This is a genomic window from Rubripirellula tenax, from assembly GCF_007860125.1.
Taxonomy (GTDB): Bacteria; Planctomycetota; Planctomycetia; order Pirellulales; family Pirellulaceae; genus Rubripirellula; species Rubripirellula tenax.
In genome coordinates, this window is record NZ_SJPW01000002.1 from 1,362,988 (window position 1) to 1,380,842 (window position 17,855).

Below are 17,855 nucleotides of genomic sequence, written 5' to 3' on the forward strand. Positions count from 1 at the left end.
TAATTTTCGCTCGCCGTAAAAAGTTCTTTCCGAAAAAGTTCAGTTTCAGCGCGCCACCGACAGATTTCGTCGCACTACCCTGGTAGAAGCCATGAAATTTGTCACGAAATCTATCGAATCGCCTCCATCGGACGGCCTCACCCGGCAGATTGCGTTGGGTACTGTCTCCGACGCCGACCTGTTGGATGCCTGGTGTCGCGATCAACAGCGAGCCGCGCTGGCCGCTTTGATCGACCGGTACAGTCGCATGGTGTTGAGCGTCTGTCGAAGGCGATGTCGCACCGAAGCGGATGCCGAAGATGCCTATCAAACTACGTTTTTGTATCTCGCGCGAAATGGTCACAAGATCCGTCAACCCGAGCGATTGGTTGGATGGCTGCACCGAGTCGCTCAGCGGTCCGCGGTGGCGACCCTACCTTCCGAAAAACGTCAAACCGATCCGATGATTGAACCCGCCGTCGAACCGGACGATCCACTCGATCGACTCACACAGCGGCATGAAGCGATCGTGCTCGATGAAGAATTGGCGGAGCTTCCCGAGCACTACCGTGCCGCAATTGCGATGCATCTTTTTGATGATTGCCCGCTGCAAATGTTGGCGGACCACTTTGGAACTTCGATCGGATCGATCCGTGGCCGGCTTCAACGCGGAAAACAAATGCTCGCTCGCCGACTGCGACATCGTGGCATTATTCCCGCTTTCGCATTTGCATCTGCCTCCGCATGGATCGTGTCGACATCACAAGCATCGGTCGCCGCATCGGCCATGGTTGAAATTGCCAACGCTCCTCAACTGCCCAACCCGCCGATCGAACCTCGTCTTCTCGACTCTCTTCTCTCTCAAGGAACTCGTCTGATGCCCACGCTGTACACCGCCGCTGGAGTTCTCGCTGGATCAACGCTGCTTACACTTGCCATCATGGCGGGTGAAAGCCCTGGACAAGGAGCGACCGGCAAAGTGGAAGTGAATTTACCGGCAGGCTCATCGGCCCCCGTCGCGGCGCAGTTTGGTGCCGCAGGAGGGAGTGGGATGGGCGGCGGGGGCTTGGAAGCGCCGCAGCCAAGTCGCCCGCCATCAAAAGACGGAATGATATGGACTCAAAAAACGGTCCCGCCACCGGTCACCAGTCGCATCGCCTTGAAACTCAGCGAAACCCTGGATGAAGAGATCGATTTTAAGATCCACACCGCACTGGTCGCTTTGCCGGAGGCTATTTCCGAAGCAATCGGCATGCCTGTCTTGATGGATGTTCGCGGAGTCGAGTTTGCGGAACAGGATCTGGCGAATGTCGACGTGGACCTAGAGGTCAGTGGGATGCCACTTCGCACGGCCTTGCGACGACTGCTCAGTCCGTATGGTTTGAAGGCCGTGATCGAGGACGAGGGGCTGATGATTACGGCTGATCCTTCGGTACTGGTTCATCGCGGAATCGGAACAGACCAATGGGTCAACGTTGACACCGAAGCGGAAAAGAAAATATCGGAGATTCTAAATACGAAAGCGGAGGCAGAATTTATTGACTTACCGATGGACGAGGCAGTCGCAACACTGTCGGAACAACATCAGGTCCCGATTCTGATCGACCGCAGAGCACTGGAGGAAATCGGTATCACCGCTGATCAGCCAGTCACGCTGACTCTTGGCAATGTCAAGCTGCGAACGCTCCTGCGACTGATGTTGCGAGACCTGGACCTGACGTATCAAGTCAACGGCGAGACCCTGAGCGTGACAACGCAAGAGGCCGCCGAAAGCAACTTGGTTAGTCGCATCTATTGGCTCGAAGGAACCGGGTTTGCCGAAGGCGATTTTGAATCGGTGATGAATTCAATTCAAACAACGATTCAACCTGATACCTGGGAGCTACTCGGAGGGCCATCGACGATCGTTCCCGTCCGGTCTGCTCGACCGGCGATCCTCGTCAGCGCTGTCTATCGCGTTCACGAAGAGATCGAGAAGTTCCTGAAGACGTTGCGACAATCACACTTCGGGAAAGACCCTGTACTGGAAAACGTACAAGTCCCAGATCAGCAAGGATCAGGCGGCGGAATCGGTGGTGGGGGACAGGGAGGTGGCGGATTTTTCTAGGCCCCCGTGCTTTCCGACGCATCTCAATACCACTGCATCGCGTGTTGGCGGAAGGCACTGATCGCAGCGGTCCTTGCTTGCGAGTCTTTGAACTGTGCCCACGAGGCCTGGGGGCGCCGGGGCTCGCGCCGGGGCCGGGGCTCGCGCCGGGGTCAGGCTAGGTTTTCGGTTTTCGCTATGGTAGATTACACGTGACCCACTTCGGACACTCCTTGGAGATTGCCTCATGGCTCGCCAGCTACGGATTGAATTCCCCGGTGCGATCTACCATTTGGTCACAAGAGGCAATGGACGTAAGCAAATCTTTCACGACCAAGGTCATTACGAACGCATGACCCGCGGGTTAAAGGACGAAGTCACTCGCAGTGGCTGGAAGATCTTCGCATATTGCTGGATGCCCAATCATATCCACGTGCTCTTGCAAACGCCTGAACCGAACCTGAGCCGGGGAATGCAACATTGGCTCTCTGGATACGCCAATTGGTACTCAAAGCGGAATCGCCGGGTGGGCCATCTCTTCCAGGAACGCTACAAGGCGTTTTTGGTCGAGGACGCCGGCTACTTCTGGAATCTCAGTCGCTACATTCACCTCAATCCCTGCTCAGGATTTCGCCCACTCGTAGCAACACCAGATGCGTGGAAGCATAGCAGCTATCCTGGATACGCGAGGCTGAACTCGCGAGTCGACTGGATTCAATACAGTGAGCTTCACACGTACTGGGCGGCTGTCAATGGTGGCAAAGACGCCGACCGCGCCTACCGCAAGTATGTCAAGGCTAGTTTAGGAACTCCTGAAAACCCATTGTCCGACGCTTTGCGTGGTTGGGTGTTGGGGAGCGAAGCATTTTTGAAGCGGATGGTTGTCTTGGCGGAAGCAGAAGATGATCGACGTCGTCAACGCACCAGTCGCCGCATGAAAGCGACAACAACTGATGAGATTATCGCGGCAACAGCTGCTTACCATGAAGTTGGCTCCGAGGAATATGTCGGCTTTCGCAGTCAGGCCGCGGGGAGAGAAATAGCAGCCCTGTTATGTCGTCGTTGGACGGGTGAGCCGCTCTCGTGCCTTTCGTCACGATTTGGCTTGGCCCACCCAGACAGCTCGTCAAATCTAATTCGCCGAGCCAAGAAAAGGATGGCTGAGTCGAAGAGTTACAGAGATTCGATCGACGAAATCGAAACAAACCTAGGGCTGAAAACCGAAAACCAAATCTGACCCCGGCGAAGCCCCCCGAACCCGGCGAAAACCAAATCTGACCCCGGCGAAGCCCCCCGAACCCGGCGAAGCCCCCCCTCGAAAAAGATAAGCATCGAAAATGGACCATCCAAACTTCAGCATACGAAGACTTGGTGGCTTCGCTTTCGCCCTTCCGGCGATGAACCTACCCCATGAATCCGAATGGATCTCTGCGGTCTTCCAATCTCTGCGGTGGAGAATTTTGCACCGCGAGAGAATGGAAGACCGCAGAGATTTTTATTTTTGATTGTTGCGAGAGTCCCGCGATGACGGAAAAATAACGCCATCCACATCGCAACAACTGAAATTTGAATGACCTCGTCTCGCTACAAACTGCGTTGCAGCCGTGCCAAGTTTGAATGGTGCGTGACGAGCACGCACCCTACCTGACAGGTACCGTTTGAAGCGCCAATGAGTGGTACTGTTTCAGGCGCAAATTGACACCACGTTCTGGCCATGCTGGCGGACACCAAAATACGTGAATGACCGCCCCGGTTACCGGGCACGTTTCGCAGGATCACGCCTGCATGCCGGAGCAAGCTAAACGCCGTGCGTAGACACCGTACACAGCCGCCGGGCCCTAGCAGATGGCTTTTGACGAGCGATCTGCTCTCTGCGGCGTGGTGGTTTTGCGAAACAGATTTCCACAGATTTCCATTGCAAAAACGTACTGGCGACGCCAAATACCGTCACCAACGATGTCGAGTTTTCTTGTCGGCAGTGGCGATCTCGTATTACAATTTGTCCATGATTCCAAAACTCACTCCCGAGCTTTCCGAAGCTCTGCATAGCAACGGCAACCAGCCAACCCCGGTCGTTGATCCTGCCGACAACCAAGTGTATTTCTTGGTGACTCAATCAACTTTAGACAAGGCAAGGCAGACAGAAGACGAAGATGCCATCCGTGACGGTATCGCCGATATGGAGGCTGGGCGTCATTACTCAGTAGACGAGGCAAAGGCCCAGCTCCAACAGCGACAACGTGACCGCTTGGCACGATGAGTTTGCATCTAAGGATCACTCGTCAAGCGATCGAAGATATCGACGAAAACAAGACTTGGTGGGAACAAAACCGATCGGTTGAGCAAGCGAACGAATGGGAGGAAGCGGTCTTTCAAGAAATCGGAACGCTGACCGATCACGCATCAATTTGCCCACCATCTCGTGAAAACGGTAGAAAGGGGATCGCTTACCCGCTCCAAGATAAACGGCTCGGTCTTAGAAAGACGTACACCCATCGGGCGGTGTTCACCATCAAAGATGGCACTCTGTTTGTCTTGGCTGTTAGGAGTACACGACAACGCGATCTTGAAGCAAACGACTTACCAAGCGATCTTGATTCAGCATCCTAGGAAACGGTTCGACTGGCCGCTTGAGTAGGACTCATTCACGGAGAACAACGCGGCTGCCTTGAACATGCCGCGTGGCGGAGTCGTCGCCGGCGACGTAGCGGTTGGATGAGCCCGATCGAAATTAGCGAGAAGGATGATCCGATCGGCCCTTGCCTGGACGAGTCGGGACGTCGCGCGAGCGTGAAGGGTTTTCTTGGCGTCTCGATGGCGGGCTACTTGGAATTGCTTGACTGGACGGGCAAGCAACTTCGCCGTGACAAGGTGGGCGTGATCCCCGACCACCTGGGCCCGATCCTTACCCGTATCGGGCTGGACGCTTGCGGTTGGTGCGATGTGGTGTCACGATTCGGACGCATGTTCAAGCGTGCCGCCGGGACGCCGGAGAGCCTGGCCCAGGAAGCGATCCGAAGCGGACAGCGGTGGATCTGCGCCCGCGAGAATCCGCTGGGCATGTCGACGACTTAGCGAGTCGCCGATTGAATATCCCGATTGACGAAGCGAGCGCCTTTGGCGGCTTGGCAACTCAATCAACAGAGAGAGAAGTGAGCACGGAAGAAGAAGAAAGCGCCAGTCGCTTTCAGTATCCGGAAACCGGGTGACGCCTTCTCTTTCGCCCTTCCGGCGATGAACCTACCCAATCAATCCGAATGGATCTCTGCGGTCTTCCAATCTCTGCGGTGGAGAATTTTGCACCGCGAGAGAATGGAAGACCGCAGAGATTTTTATTTTTGATTGTTGCGAGAGTCCCGCGATGACGGAAAAATAATGCCATCCACATCGCAACAACTGAAATTTGAATGACCTCATCTCGCTACAAACTGCGTTGCAGCCGTGCCAAGTTTGAATGGTGCGTGACGAGCACGCACCCTACCTGACTGTTTTGCAGTTCGAACCCCGCGAGCGGCGTCGCGGAGGCACGTTGGGTTGCCCGCTCAGGACGGCTAGGACAGGAAGCCGATGGGGTAGGTGCTTCCTGCGGCGTGGAAGTTTCGGATATTGGGCAGGACGTGTTCCATACTGCTGTCGTTCGCCACGCCGTACCACATCGCCAATTCCGCGGACATTTCGTCCACGGAGGTTGTTGGCAAGAGCCTTCCTCGACCAAGATCCAGCGTGGTGCCGGATGCAAGTGACAAAGGATACTGGCCGTGGATACGTCCTCCCGTCACTGGACCGCCCATGATGATCTGGTTTCCGCCCCAAGCGTGGTCGCTGCCTTTACCGTTGCTATTGAGCGTTCGGGCGAAATCGCTGGCCGTGAAGGTGACCACATCGTTCGTCAAACCGAGACCATCAATAGCGTCTTGGAAGGTCTTCAGCGCCTTACTGACTTCAGCCAAGTTCGCTTGCTGGGTTGCAATCAATTCGTCGTGATTGTCCCATCCGCCTACGCCGACGAAGAAAATTTGGCGCGTCTGACCAATCGTTTCGTGAGCGCCGATCGACTTGGCGACCATTCGCAATTTTCTTTGCAAGCCCGACAGTGTTCCCGGGAAGTATTCGTCGACGCCGGTCACCTGATCCACCGCACCGTTGAACGAAATCGCCGCATCGAGCGCCGTTCGATTCATTTGGGCAAATGTCTTCTCCATCAAATTTCCGTACGAACGTGCCAGGACTTCATCGGTAAGCTGACTGAAGATCTTCGCTTGCGTCCAAGTTGGCCCATACCAACCGACTTCCTGTGCCCCGTTCTCCGTAACGACATAGGGAACAACCGAGCCACCGGTTTGCAAAAGGTTGACATTGTCGAGCGACATGTTCATCGAAATCGCCGGATTGGTATTGACCGTATCGGTCATCATGTCGGCCATGCGCCCGGCCCATCCGGTGACTTGCGATCGCGACTGGGGAACCGACGTCATCCAGTGCTGCTGCAAGTCCGAGTGCGAAAACAAACCAAGCGGCAGGTTGGCTTGCGAATCGTATTGCGCACGAGTGGTGGGCTCGACGAGGCTACCGACATTCGCAAGGAAGGTTGCTTTCCCCTGGTCAAACAGAGTCTTGACTTCGGGCATGGACGGGTGGATCCCGAATTGGCGACCGGATGACGAGTCGGTGATTGTCGTTGCCGCCATCTCGGACGCAGGAATACCGAGGGCTCCGTTTCCGGCGCTATAGTCACCGCCCCGCGCGGTCAGATATTCCGCATGCTCCGACGGTGTCATCGGGGTCAGCATGTTGTACGAATCGTTACCACCAAACAGGAAAACGCAGACCAGCGCCTTGTAGCCCGTAAGTCCACTTGTCTGTGCAACGGCTGAGTTGGTTGCCGACAGGTTCAGCATCGTCGACAGCAGCGAGGTATTGGTCAGGGCCGCACACCCGCCAGCCATCTTCAGGAGGTCGCGACGCGACGATTCTTTGTTGATTTTGATAGATCGTTTCATGTCAGCACTTAGATAAAATTTTGATCGGTTCAATAACGAAACAAACGGCCGAGTGAGCCTATTCTTCGATCGCAGCAAACGGCGACGTCAGGATCGAGATCAGCGTGGTGAGAACTCGAAATTCGCCGGCGCGAGTTTGCCACTGAGGCGTTCCGCCTGTGTTGCCAATCATCCAATCGGTTTCCTTCAAGACGACATACGCAATATCGTCTTTGAAATCCTGAGGCATCGTTCCCGAGCAGAACAACAAGTCATACTTGTCGATCAGGGTCACCAAGTCGCTCTGAGCCGCTTCGGCGCGCTGGATGACCTCCCATTCCGCGTCCGTCAAGCTTCCCTTGTTGGTCAGGTTGTCATCGTTCACCAAGGCGCGATCTGCATCCAAGTTGAATGTCATGTCGCATCGCAAGTTGTAAACGGTACCGTTGCTGGCCGTGAACAACGCACCACCCCGACTGAGGTCCCAAATATATCGGTTCATCAAACGGTTCGCGGTAACTGCCGTTTGCTGCTGGAATTCGGGCGCGACCAAATCACCGTTGGGAATCCGACGCGAAGGCTGGAAACTGATCAGCTCACCAGGCGGCTGGAACGAAGGCAAGAAGAAATTGAAGACGCTGGGTGACTTGTAGGGTTCTTGAGTCCAGTCATAGTCACGCGGTGTCATCATCGCCCAACCGTTGGCGTCATCGCTGTTCGCTTCCAAACCGCGAAGCATGGACGTGTAGCGAACGACGGGTTCTCGCAATCGTGAGTACTCCGTCCCTCGGGTCAAGACGGTCACGCGATCGGGTAGCCGTTGGGTTTGAATGCGAATCGATCGCCATGCTTCGGGGTCCAGAAGGATCGCCTTCACAACCGCCTTCATGTCACCTTTGACACCCTGGCCGTTGTCGTCAAACGCGTTCGCCACTCGCCGGATGTATCCACGCGACGGATTGCTTTTCACCAGTCGTTGAATCAGACGGAAAGAAACAAACGGGGCAATGTTGTCGTGGGCGTGCAAGATATCCAACGCAGCCGAGACTTCTTGGTTGCCGTCAGTCAGGTTGATCGTTTGATTTCCGAACAATGTTTTCGATTCCGTGTCGTGCTCATGTTGAGCCATTTCCATCGGATACAAGAAGTCGTACCCCGAATAGAAGAACCGACCGGTGCTGCTGGTGTCACTCGGCTTGAAGGTCAGCCCGGTGAAAATGCGAGCAAGATCTTTGATGGTTTCATTGTCGTAGGTCGGAATCAATTCACCGCTAAGCGAAGTTTTTAGCCGACCATCTTGGTGCAATTCGTAAAGACCGATGGAGAACAACTGCATGACTTCTCGAGCATAGTTTTCATCAGGAAAACGAACTCCGTTTGTCTTGCGGTTCCGCATGTGACTGAGATAGACGCCCATGACGGGGTGATACGTCACGTCTTGAAGCAATTGGCGGTAGTTGCCAAAGGCACCTTTGACGAGTGTGTCGTAGTAGTTGGTTGGTCCAAGCCAGCGAGCTTTGTTTGAGATATTTCCAGTGTTTCGGTCATTGAATCCGGCACCATCTTCGCTGGTGACAAGAATCTGGCTGAGTGCCCAAGCGAGTCGTTGCCGAAGTTGGTCATCGGCTTGAAGTGCAACGGTCCACCAAGCGTGGTAGCGATAGCGTTGAATCCAAACACCGTCTTCGGTGCCGTTGTACCCGTCCCGTCCGAACATTTGCTCGGCCAACGGCTGATGCTCGGTGGCGGGCACTAGGAATTGTGCATCGATCCACTCGCTGCAAGCTTGCCGAACGCCGACTTGGCCGATCCGACCGGCGAGCGTGTCGATGTCCGCGATGGTCGGTCCAAATGTGGCGCGACTCAGAAACTGAGACGCATGCACCTTGTTCTTCATCAACTTCGCTTGGCTTCGCGAGCCGACTTCGAACGTGCCCGCCGTCGCAGTCGCCGGGATGGCGATCAACAAAACCAGCACCAAGAAGCTCTTCGAAAATTCAGACTGGAGAACTACAGACTGGAAACGAGACATCACCGCCACCTTTAAAGATCGCACCAAGTGTGCCGAAGTGAGAAAGTCGGGAAAAGAATATTTTTAGGCCAACGATTTCCGTCGTGAGGCCACCATTTAGAACGCAGACAACATCGAGAAGTGCTGAGAAAACCACCAGAGTTGTTAACATTAGGGTTTCAATGTAGGCGTTGTACTAAACGGCGTCAATGAAAATTGCGAGCTTTCCATCACAGCCCCCTGCGCAGCGGATACCAAACCGCCATTGGGCAGACACGCCTTCCGCACGACCGTCGCTTGATCAACCACCTAGCTCAAACCAGAAACGCACACCCTCTTCCAGGACTTCCGCGAATGACAGACAGAGGGGGTAGCGGTGATTGCGACGACGCAATGAGGGAAAAAGAATGATGCGTGGGCACTCACTGTCGCAAACCGCGACAAACGCCACCGAGTCGCAGCGAGGAATCAGTTCCGTGCGCTGCGTGGCGAGTTACATGCTTGCCGTGGACTTAGAACGACCGCGGCTTGACGGTGCCTTGCACGCGTGACGGCAGTCCCTGGATTCGCAAGAACCCTTCCGCGTCGTCTTGGTTGTACGAACCGCCGCCTTCCATTGTCGCGATTTCGGCGTCGTAAAGGCTGTTGGGGCTGGTCCGCGATTCGATGCTGATGTTGCCCTTGTACAGCTTCAAGGTCACGTCGCCCGTTACCGGCTTTCGAGCTTCGTTCATGAACGCCATCAATGCGTCCATTTTGGGGGTGTACCAGAAACCGTAGTAGACCATCTCGGCGACTTCGGGGGCCATCCGGTCGCGCAGGTGCATCAGATCGCGATCCATCGTCAACTGTTCTACGTTCATCAACGCGTTGTAAAGAACCGTCATTCCGGGCGATTCGTAAACGCCGCGGCTCTTCATCCCGACGAATCGATTCTCGACCATGTCGATTCGTCCGACGCCGTTGCGGCCAGCGATCGTGTTGAGGCCTTCGACCATATCGAGAGCCGAAACTTTCTTGCCGTTGAGCGTGGTGGGAACCCCGGAAACGAAACCGATCGAGACCGTTTCGGATTTGTCGGGTGCTTCTTGAGGGCTGACGCCCATCCCGAAATCGACCAACTCGACGCCGTTGACGTCCAATTCTTCTAGCTGCCCGGCTTCGTAGCTGATGTGCAGCACGTTCTCGTCGCTGCTGTACGGTTTGCTGGTGGATGCCTTGACGGGAATGTTCTTTTGTTCGCAGTACGCGATCAATTCGGTCCGACCCGGGAATGCTTGGCGGAACGCCTTGATTCGCCAAGGGGCGATCATTTCGATCTTGGGATCCAGCGCTTCGGCGGCCAATTGGAACCGGCACTGGTCGTTCCCCTTGCCGGTGGCTCCGTGCGCGTAGGCGGTCGCACCGACTTCGCGAGCGACCTGCAGACACACTTTGCTGATCAACGGGCGTGCGATCGAGGTACCAAGCAGATAGATTTGCTCGTACTTGGCCTGCCATGAAAGCACGGGAAAGGCAAAGTCACGGCACAGTTCTTCGCGAACGTCGATGGCTCGGTACGAGGCAGCCCCGCCGTCTTCGGCCTTCTTTTTGATCGCGGCGCGGTCTTCGCAGGGTTGGCCGAGATCGACGTAGACGGCATGGACTTCATAGCCCTGATCTTGAAGCCAGCCCAAAATAACCGAGGTATCTAAGCCACCGGAGTAAGCCAGTACACAACTTTTCATTACGATGATGTCCGCGAAAAACTGAAAATGAACGAAGTCGACCAGACGAATTTTGTACCCTGCCGCGAGCGTTGTGCCCATGCCTGAACCACTGCCCTGCCCTTCCCTGGTCGAATTGTTGTCCGAGGTGATCGCGGGACGAGCGTCGCTAGATGAATTGACCCGCCAAATCGCGATCAGCCGCGACCCGGTTGGCGCGATCGACGGAGCCACCATCGACTTGGGCCGGCGAAATCGTTGTGGATTCAGCGAAGTCATTTACGGCCAAGGGAAGTCCGCCGACCTGATCACGCGGATCATCACGACCCAGATTGCCGCGGGTGAGGATGCTCTGGTCACACGAATCGACGGCGAGATAGCCGATCGGGTCGCCGCCGGGTTCCCCCATACCCACGTCAATCGGGTCGGACGAACGCTGCGAGTTTCCACCGCTGCGATCGAGAAATCATCGACGCCTGATGTTGCCCAGGAAATGCACGCCGCTGTGATCACGGCGGGAAGCACCGACCGTCCGGTCGCCGAAGAAGCGATCGAAACGCTGCAGTGGATGGGCGTTCCCGTCGCTCGCTACGACGACATCGGCGTGGCGGGACCCCAACGTTTATTGGCAGCGGTGCCGAACTTGCGCCATGCATCCGCCGTCGTCGTGATCGCCGGTATGGAGGGTGCCCTGCCCTCGGTTGTCGCCGGGCATTTGGCCGTTCCGATTTTCGCGGTGCCGACCAGCGTTGGCTACGGCGCGTCGCTTGGCGGATTGACGCCACTGCTGGGGATGTTGTCGGCGTGTGCGTCCAATGTTGCGGTGGTCAACATCGATGCCGGATTCAAGGGCGGCTACTTGGCCGGCATGGTCGTGTCGCAATTGCGAACGCTGCGGGAATCAAAATCGTGAACACGCCCTCCCCTGCTCCGGTACAGATTCCCGCCCGCCGATCGGACTCTCATAAAGGAAACTTCGGCCGTGTAATGATGATTGGCGGATCGCGTGGCATGAGCGGATCGATCTCGTTGGCGGCCTTGGCGGCTTTGAAGACCGGATCAGGCTTGGTCACTGCGGCGGTGCCGGATCGTTGCTTGGAAACCGTTGCCGCGTTTCATCCGTGCGTGATGACGATTGCGTTACCGGATGACGAATACGGTGCCTTCGCAGTTGATGCTCCGTCACGCCTATCGAATGCTCTGGCAAAGTTCGATGCCGTTGGCGCCGGACCGGGCATGACCACCGGCCCAGGATCGGTGCGTATCGTCGAGCGGTTGCTTGCGTTGACATCCATTCCGCGGGTATTGGATGCGGACGCTATCAACGTGATGGCAGAACTGGACTGGGCTACGACGCACCCCGACCAAGTTGGGCCACTGGTACTGACACCGCATCCCGGTGAACTGCACCGTCTTGTCGGCGTCGCACCGAAGGATCGCGAATTACAAATCGTTGCATCTGAGACACTCGCCAATCGGACCGGCGCCGTCATCGTCGTCAAGGGAGGACCGACCGTTGTCGTGGGTCCCGACGGACGATACACCAACACGACCGGAAATCCCGGCATGGCCACGGGCGGTTCGGGCGACGTTTTGACGGGTGTGATCGCGTCGTTGCTGGGCCAAGGGTTGTCACCGTGGGACGCTGCTCGGCTGGGCGTTTGGATCCACGGCCGCGCCGGCGATTTAGCAGCAACACAGTACGGCCAAGCGAGCATGACCGCCCTGGAGATTGTCCACAGCCTGCACCGAGCGTTCTAATTGTCGACTCGATCAATCGGCGTCGATATCCGCATCCAATTCGGGATCGTCCGTCCATGACGTTCCGGCAAGTTCGTCGTCCAATCCGTAGGCTTCGTCGTACTCGACGGTATAGTTGCCTTCGCCAACGCTGGCGCTAAGTTTGTCGGTAATTTCTCCGATGCGTTGATCGGTATCGTGCGGACCGGCAATGAAGACAGGCTGGCCGTCACGCCCAAATTCAAAGTCCGACTTACACTCCGACGCATCGATGCCGTCAAAGACAGCCGCCACCTTCCGGTAACCCGGTGCCGGCTCGATGCCAAATTTTGCGGCGAAATCGATCGCTTGCTCGACCAACTTCTTGGCCGCCTGGGGCGTGATACTGATGATGTCTTCTGGGCCGTTTTCCACCAACTCAGTCAATTGTGCCGGATAGCAAAACATCGGATGGACGGATTTCACGCCAAGGCATAAACCGTCTATCAACATTCGCACGACGCACAAGCGTCCGTCAGGCATCCGTCGGCTGACCAAAAGGCTGCCGAACTTGGTCGGCGAGTTAAAGAGAGCCTCCGAAACCATGCATCGATCAATGGGCCCGGTGAGGGCAGCATCAAATCGGCCGGCGAAGGATTGCATGCGATTCTTCTCTCGCGCGGCATCTCTTTTCTTGGCGAGATCCTTGGATCTTTTTTTCGCGAGTTTTTTCTGTCGCTGTTGTTCTTTGGCAGCCATGCGTGAATGAATCCGTAAAAAACTTGTGGGTTAAGAGGAACGAGTCTCGGCGGCGAATGCTCGAAGCAACTTGGGGAGCGGGAACTGAACCGACTCTTCACGAATCGATGCCAGTTCAACTGTCGCGCCGAATCGTTCGACCAACCAAGCGATGGTCGACTGGACAACAAACTCGGGAGCGCTCGCCCCCGCGGTGATCAGGACGGTATCGGTATCCGAAAAGTTGGCCGTGTCCAAGTCTTCGGGACCATCGACCAGAAAGGCCTTTTTGATTCCGTCATCGGCCAATTCACGAAGCCGTTGACTGTTGCTGCTGTTTTGGCTGCCCAAGACGACAACGACATCGGCTTGCCCGCTGAGCAAACGGACGGCTTCTTGCCGATTCTGGGTCGCGTAACAAATGTCGCCCTTGGGGGGGCTTTCGATGCCGGGAAATCTTTCGCGAATTTTCCGGATGATTTTTTCGGCATCGTCAACGCTGAGCGTTGTTTGCGTCAGATAGGCGAGCTTGGACTCGTCGGCGACTTGCAACGCTTCCACCCCGTCTTCGTCTTCGACAAGCACGATGGCTTCGGGAGCTTCGCCCATGGTGCCGATGACTTCGTCGTGCCCCTCGTGCCCGATCAAGATGATCGTGTAACCTGCCTTGGCGTACTTGATCGCTTCGAGGTGGACCTTCGTCACCAGCGGGCACGTTGCGTCGAGGGCCGTCAGATTGCGGTCTTTCGCCTCTTGGCGAATTGCGGGCGAGACGCCGTGAGCCGAAAACAGTACGACACTGTCCTTGGGAATCTCATCAATCGCGTTGACGAAGACTGCGCCTTTTTCTGAAAACGTGTTTACCACATACTGGTTGTGAACAATCTCGTGGTAGACGTAGACCGGCGGACCGAATTTTTGCAGGGTCAGTTCCAGCGAATCGATCGCCATATTGACGCCAGCACAGAAGCCTCGTGGGGCGGCCAAAATAATTTTCATTTGTTTCGCTACAGAAAGGATGTGTCCGCTGAATCGTCTTTCCCAGGATAACCGCGAAACGCCCGATACGTCTAACCCCAACACGCCGGACGACGTGAAGGCGGACAGAGTCGCAATGCGACGGGACGAACTCGATCCGCAGTCGCTCAAACGCGGTCGGGCGATGACGGCGAAGCTTGCGAAGTCACACTACGAGAACTTCTTGGTCGCTAGTGTGCTGCTGCCACGGCACGTTCGACAGGGGTTTTACGACATCTATGCGTTTTGCCGGACGGCTGACGACCTGGCGGACGAGTCGCCAACGCCTCAAGTCGCAACCGAACGACTGGTCGAACTCGGCCGACACCTGGACGAGACTTTCCAGGGCTCGCCGCCCACCGACCCGATGGTGGCATTGGCGAATACGGCGATCCGGTTCGATTTGCCCAAGCAACCGTTGGTCGATTTATTGGACGCGTTCCGGCAAGACCAATTCAAAACTCGCTATGAAAACTTCGATCAACTGATCGACTATTGCCGCCGTTCGGCGAATCCGGTCGGACGGTTGGTACTCGGACTAGGCGAATGCGTAAACGATGAAACGACTGCTTTGTCGGACCAGATTTGCACCGGATTGCAATTGGCCAATTTTTGGCAGGACGTCGCCCGTGATTTTGAAATCGATCGCCTGTATTTGCCGGCCGACCGCATGACGGCGATGGGCGTGACCGAAACGGATGTGTCCCAGGGAATCGCCAATCGATCGACACCGGCGCCGCTTAAGCGATTACTGAGTGAACAGTGTGACGTCGCCGAACAGTTTCTGAGAAATGGCTTGCCATTGGTTGATCAGGTACCACGGTGGCTGGCCGGTGATGTGAAGCTTTTTGTGCACGGCGGCTTGGCGACGCTGGACGCGATCCGCCGCATCGATTTCGACGTTCTGCGAAAGCGGCCGAAGGTGACCAAGGCGACTCAAATGGGATTGGTCGCGCGAGCTTGGTTGGGCAGGCTGTGATTGCGGGGTCGAGGAAGCAGTGTCGGTTCGCTTCACTGGGTCTATCCACAGGGCTATGCTTCTAGACTATGAACCGTGTTCCCTCCGTCGCCGCCAGCTATCGCCATGTCAGTCGTATTTCGCGGCGCAGCGGTAGTAATTTTTATCGATCGTTCTGGCTGCTGCCCAGACCGAAGCGGCGAGCGATGTGCGCGGTTTATGCGTTTGCGAGAATCACCGACGACCTGGGGGACTGCTCCGAACCGGCAGCCCATCGGGCGCAGTGGCTGCAATGGTGGCGCCAGGTCACGGCCGAGAACTTGAGCGGCAATGACCCAAGCGGTCCGTTGGTTTTTCCCGACGGTTTGAAATCAGATTCACATCGACGGACCGGAAAACCGGCGCCGATCGATCTACATCGTCATGCCCGCGAAATTCTGCCTGCGCTTCGCGATGCTTCGACGAGGTACCAGATCCCGTCGAAGTACTTGTTGGAGATCATCGACGGCGTCGCGGCCGATCAGCAGAAAACTCGTTTCGATACATATGAACAACTCGAACATTACTGTTACTTGGTCGCATCGGCCGTGGGTTTGACGTGCTTGCACATTTGGGAATACGACGCCCCGCTGCCGGTCGCGGCGGCGATCGACTGTGGCTTGGCATTCCAGTTGACGAACATCCTTCGTGACATATCTGAAGACGCACAGCGAGGCCGCATCTACCTCCCGCGACAACACTACCAAATCCACGGATTGAGCGAAGATGATTTTTTGTCACCGCGTCCCGACGATCGACTTCGATGCCTGGTCGAAGACGAGATCGAGCGCGCCCGCCGATTGTTCGAGTCTGGCTGGCAGGTTTGGGACTCGCTGCATCCCGACGGACGCCCCATGTTCAGCATGATGTGGCGGACGTATCGAATGCTGCTCGATCATATCGCCGAAGACCCCAATGCTGCGGTAATGCGTCGAGTTGGTTTGTCACGCCGCGAGAAGTACTCGATTGTGACCAAGCACTTTCTTCCGCCGCTGTTTCGCCGCCTACCGGTGCCACCGGTCGAGTTTCATTCCCATCGGGTCACTGAGTCGTGACGTCGGTGACGGATCCGACTCCATCGTCCAGCGGAAGTCTTTCGAGTGAAAAACGGTCGGTGGTCATTATCGGCGGTGGCTTGGCTGGGCTCGCGGCGGCGGGCGAATTGCTTGCGACGCCGGGCCACTTCGACGTGACGCTGCTGGAAGCCAAGCGAACCATGGGAGGTCGCGCGGGCTCGTTTTCCGATCCCGCCACGGGTAACGCCGTCGACTATTGCCAACATGTCGCGATGGGTTGCTGCACCAACTTCCTGGGACTGCTTGACCGATACGGTTTGAAAGACCGGATGAAGTGCTATTCATCGCTGACGTTTCTGCATCCCGATCATCCGCCAAGTCGCTTTGCGCCTTCATCGTGGATGCCAGCGCCGTTGCATTTGGCGGGAGCCATCGGCTCGCTCCGCTATTTGACGACGAAACAAAAATGGCACGTTCGATGGGGAATCTGGCAAATGATGCGTTCAGATTCGAATCAGATGGAAGGTCAAGTCGCCGCGACATGGTTGGCAAGCCACGGTCAAGACAAAGAGACCATTGCCGCGTTCTGGGACGTGGTCCTAGTCAGTGCGTTGGGCGAACGAACCGATCGCGTTTCCATGCTAGCGGCACACAAGGTATTCATGGACGGGTTCGCCGCCGCCCGAGGAGCCAGCGACGTGTGGGTTCCGACCCGGCCGTTGTCCGAACTGATTGGCCGTGACTTGGCCGGCGCAATCGGCGAACAGGGATCGGCGATGATTCACGGCTGTTGCGTCAATCGAATTTTGCCACCAACGAACCAACAATCGCCCCAAGTTGTTGCTGCCGATGGACGGGCCTTCGGTGCATCCGATGTGATCGTTGCGGTGCCTTGGTTTCGAATCGAGTCGCTGTTGGCCGATAGCCCGATCGCCGAATCGACCTCGTCGCAATCCCAATGGACGGCGATACCGGCGTCACCGATCACCGGGATTCATTTGTGGTTCGACCGCCCCATCACAACACTCCCGCACGCGGTCATGGTGGGAACGAAGTCTCAGTGGCTATTCCGAGAGCCCCTCGAACGGACAGACACCACGGACTCCGCATCCTCGACTCAACCCACTCACTACTACCAAGTTGTGATCAGTGCGTCACATGATCTGGGCGACCAGAGTCGCGAAGCCCTGGTTGCAGAAGTGATCACGGAACTGCGTCATGCTTTCGACGGCGCGCGATCGGCCGTGTTGATCGCCAGCCGCGTGGTAACGGATCCACGTTCCGTCTTTTCCGTCCGCCCCGAGGTCGAGAAGGCTCGTCCGCCCGCCCGCACTGCCCTACCCTGGTTGCATTTGGCGGGCGATTGGACCTCCACAGGCTGGCCCGCAACGATGGAAGGCGCCGTGATCAGCGGCATTTTAGCGGCATCCAACGTGATGCAGCGATACGGCTTGCCCGCTGGCGAGGTCGACGGGGGACTAAAACGCGGCTGGCTGGCCCGTCGCATGATCCGCCGCTCAACGCAGTTGCCTCGTCGTTAACATACCCACATCGTTTCAAGCATCTTTAATTGGCCTTCGGAGTTGGCGGTTTGGATCACACACTAC

Annotated in this window: 16 protein-coding genes; 11 read left to right on the forward strand and 5 right to left on the reverse strand. The window is 56.5% G+C overall.

From position 1 onward, the window contains the following. Window positions 1–91: 91 nt before the first annotated feature. The 6 genes from Poly51_RS10815 to Poly51_RS31575 all read left to right on the forward strand — a co-directional run bounded on the left by Poly51_RS10815 (window position 92) and on the right by Poly51_RS31575 (window position 5,274). The gene (locus tag Poly51_RS10815) at window positions 92–2,086 is read left to right on the forward strand and encodes an RNA polymerase sigma factor (protein WP_146457095.1); all 1,995 of its coding nucleotides are present in this window, start codon (window positions 92–94) and stop codon (window positions 2,084–2,086) included. Window positions 2,087–2,312: 226 nt separating this feature from the next. After that, window positions 2,313–3,302, forward strand: a complete 990-nt coding sequence (locus Poly51_RS10820) for a transposase (protein ID WP_146457097.1) — start codon at window positions 2,313–2,315, stop codon at window positions 3,300–3,302. Window positions 3,303–4,070: 768 nt separating this feature from the next. Beyond that, window positions 4,071–4,325: a hypothetical protein gene (locus Poly51_RS10825; protein ID WP_146457099.1), complete on the forward strand. Its 255-nt coding sequence runs from the start codon at window positions 4,071–4,073 to the stop codon at window positions 4,323–4,325. Further along, window positions 4,322–4,675, forward strand: coding sequence for a type II toxin-antitoxin system RelE/ParE family toxin (locus tag Poly51_RS10830; protein WP_146457101.1), 354 nt, complete (start codon window positions 4,322–4,324; stop codon window positions 4,673–4,675). The genes Poly51_RS10825 and Poly51_RS10830 overlap by 4 nt, the downstream gene beginning before the upstream one ends. Window positions 4,676–4,780: 105 nt before the next feature. After that, window positions 4,781–5,140 (forward strand): hypothetical protein, encoded by a 360-nt coding sequence (locus Poly51_RS10835; protein ID WP_186775468.1) that lies wholly within the window; start codon window positions 4,781–4,783, stop codon window positions 5,138–5,140. 11 nt (window positions 5,141–5,151) lie between these two features. After that, a complete protein-coding gene (locus Poly51_RS31575; RefSeq protein WP_261344113.1) occupies window positions 5,152–5,274 on the forward strand; it encodes a hypothetical protein in 123 nt (40 codons plus the stop codon). Window positions 5,275–5,616: 342 nt separating this feature from the next. On the opposite strand, the gene Poly51_RS10840 is transcribed toward Poly51_RS31575, so the two are convergent. The 3 genes from Poly51_RS10840 to Poly51_RS10850 all read right to left on the reverse strand — a co-directional run bounded on the left by Poly51_RS10840 (window position 5,617) and on the right by Poly51_RS10850 (window position 10,782). Beyond that, window positions 5,617–7,065 (reverse strand): DUF1501 domain-containing protein, encoded by a 1,449-nt coding sequence (locus Poly51_RS10840; protein WP_146457103.1) that lies wholly within the window; start codon window positions 7,063–7,065, stop codon window positions 5,617–5,619. Between the two features lie 58 nt (window positions 7,066–7,123). Continuing rightward, window positions 7,124–9,076, reverse strand: coding sequence for a DUF1800 domain-containing protein (locus Poly51_RS10845; protein WP_146457105.1), 1,953 nt, complete (start codon window positions 9,074–9,076; stop codon window positions 7,124–7,126). A 491-nt stretch (window positions 9,077–9,567) separates the two neighbouring features. Further along, window positions 9,568–10,782 carry an argininosuccinate synthase gene (locus tag Poly51_RS10850; protein ID WP_146457107.1) on the reverse strand — a complete coding sequence of 405 codons (1,215 nt, stop codon included), beginning with the start codon at window positions 10,780–10,782 and terminating at the stop codon, window positions 9,568–9,570. A 79-nt stretch (window positions 10,783–10,861) separates the two neighbouring features. Between Poly51_RS10850 and larB the strand changes: the two genes are divergently transcribed. Both larB and Poly51_RS10860 read left to right on the forward strand, forming a co-directional pair. After that, window positions 10,862–11,674 (forward strand): nickel pincer cofactor biosynthesis protein LarB, encoded by an 813-nt coding sequence (gene larB / locus Poly51_RS10855; protein WP_146457109.1) that lies wholly within the window; start codon window positions 10,862–10,864, stop codon window positions 11,672–11,674. Next, window positions 11,671–12,522, forward strand: coding sequence for an NAD(P)H-hydrate dehydratase (locus Poly51_RS10860; RefSeq protein ID WP_246114403.1), 852 nt, complete (start codon window positions 11,671–11,673; stop codon window positions 12,520–12,522). The genes larB and Poly51_RS10860 overlap by 4 nt, the downstream gene beginning before the upstream one ends. Before the next feature lie 12 nt (window positions 12,523–12,534). On the opposite strand, the gene Poly51_RS10865 is transcribed toward Poly51_RS10860, so the two are convergent. After that, on the reverse strand, window positions 12,535–13,143 hold the full coding sequence (locus tag Poly51_RS10865; RefSeq protein ID WP_146457111.1) for a hypothetical protein: 609 nt from the start codon (window positions 13,141–13,143) through the stop codon (window positions 12,535–12,537). Window positions 13,144–13,269: 126 nt separating this feature from the next. Beyond that, window positions 13,270–14,217: a 4-hydroxy-3-methylbut-2-enyl diphosphate reductase gene (gene ispH, locus Poly51_RS10870; RefSeq protein WP_146457113.1), complete on the reverse strand. Its 948-nt coding sequence runs from the start codon at window positions 14,215–14,217 to the stop codon at window positions 13,270–13,272. A 19-nt stretch (window positions 14,218–14,236) separates the two neighbouring features. On the opposite strand from ispH, the gene hpnC reads away from it, so the two are divergent. From hpnC to hpnE, 3 genes are all read left to right on the forward strand, one after another. After that, the gene (hpnC, locus tag Poly51_RS10875) at window positions 14,237–15,214 is read left to right on the forward strand and encodes a squalene synthase HpnC (RefSeq protein WP_246114404.1); all 978 of its coding nucleotides are present in this window, start codon (window positions 14,237–14,239) and stop codon (window positions 15,212–15,214) included. Between the two features lie 68 nt (window positions 15,215–15,282). Then, window positions 15,283–16,287, forward strand: coding sequence for a phytoene/squalene synthase family protein (locus Poly51_RS10880; RefSeq protein ID WP_146457115.1), 1,005 nt, complete (start codon window positions 15,283–15,285; stop codon window positions 16,285–16,287). Further along, entirely contained in the window at window positions 16,284–17,789 is a 1,506-nt protein-coding gene (gene hpnE / locus Poly51_RS10885) for a hydroxysqualene dehydroxylase HpnE (protein WP_246114405.1), read from the forward strand. Before Poly51_RS10880 ends, hpnE begins: the two co-directional genes overlap by 4 nt. The last annotated feature ends 66 nt before the right edge of the window (window positions 17,790–17,855 follow it).

Coding starts and splice junctions, on each gene's coding strand:
- Poly51_RS10815 (WP_146457095.1), top strand. CDS start 92: ATGAAATTTGTCACGAAATCTATCGAATCGCCTCCATCGGACGGCCTC.
- Poly51_RS10820 (WP_146457097.1), top strand. CDS start 2,313: ATGGCTCGCCAGCTACGGATTGAATTCCCCGGTGCGATCTACCATTTG.
- Poly51_RS10825 (WP_146457099.1), top strand. CDS start 4,071: ATGATTCCAAAACTCACTCCCGAGCTTTCCGAAGCTCTGCATAGCAAC.
- Poly51_RS10830 (WP_146457101.1), top strand. CDS start 4,322: ATGAGTTTGCATCTAAGGATCACTCGTCAAGCGATCGAAGATATCGAC.
- Poly51_RS10835 (WP_186775468.1), top strand. CDS start 4,781: ATGAGCCCGATCGAAATTAGCGAGAAGGATGATCCGATCGGCCCTTGC.
- Poly51_RS10840 (WP_146457103.1), bottom strand. CDS start 7,065: ATGAAACGATCTATCAAAATCAACAAAGAATCGTCGCGTCGCGACCTC.
- Poly51_RS10845 (WP_146457105.1), bottom strand. CDS start 9,076: ATGTCTCGTTTCCAGTCTGTAGTTCTCCAGTCTGAATTTTCGAAGAGC.
- Poly51_RS10850 (WP_146457107.1), bottom strand. CDS start 10,782: ATGAAAAGTTGTGTACTGGCTTACTCCGGTGGCTTAGATACCTCGGTT.
- larB (WP_146457109.1), top strand. CDS start 10,862: ATGCCTGAACCACTGCCCTGCCCTTCCCTGGTCGAATTGTTGTCCGAG.
- Poly51_RS10865 (WP_146457111.1), bottom strand. CDS start 13,143: ATGCAATCCTTCGCCGGCCGATTTGATGCTGCCCTCACCGGGCCCATT.
- ispH (WP_146457113.1), bottom strand. CDS start 14,217: ATGAAAATTATTTTGGCCGCCCCACGAGGCTTCTGTGCTGGCGTCAAT.
- hpnC (WP_246114404.1), top strand. CDS start 14,237: ATGTGTCCGCTGAATCGTCTTTCCCAGGATAACCGCGAAACGCCCGAT.
- Poly51_RS10880 (WP_146457115.1), top strand. CDS start 15,283: ATGAACCGTGTTCCCTCCGTCGCCGCCAGCTATCGCCATGTCAGTCGT.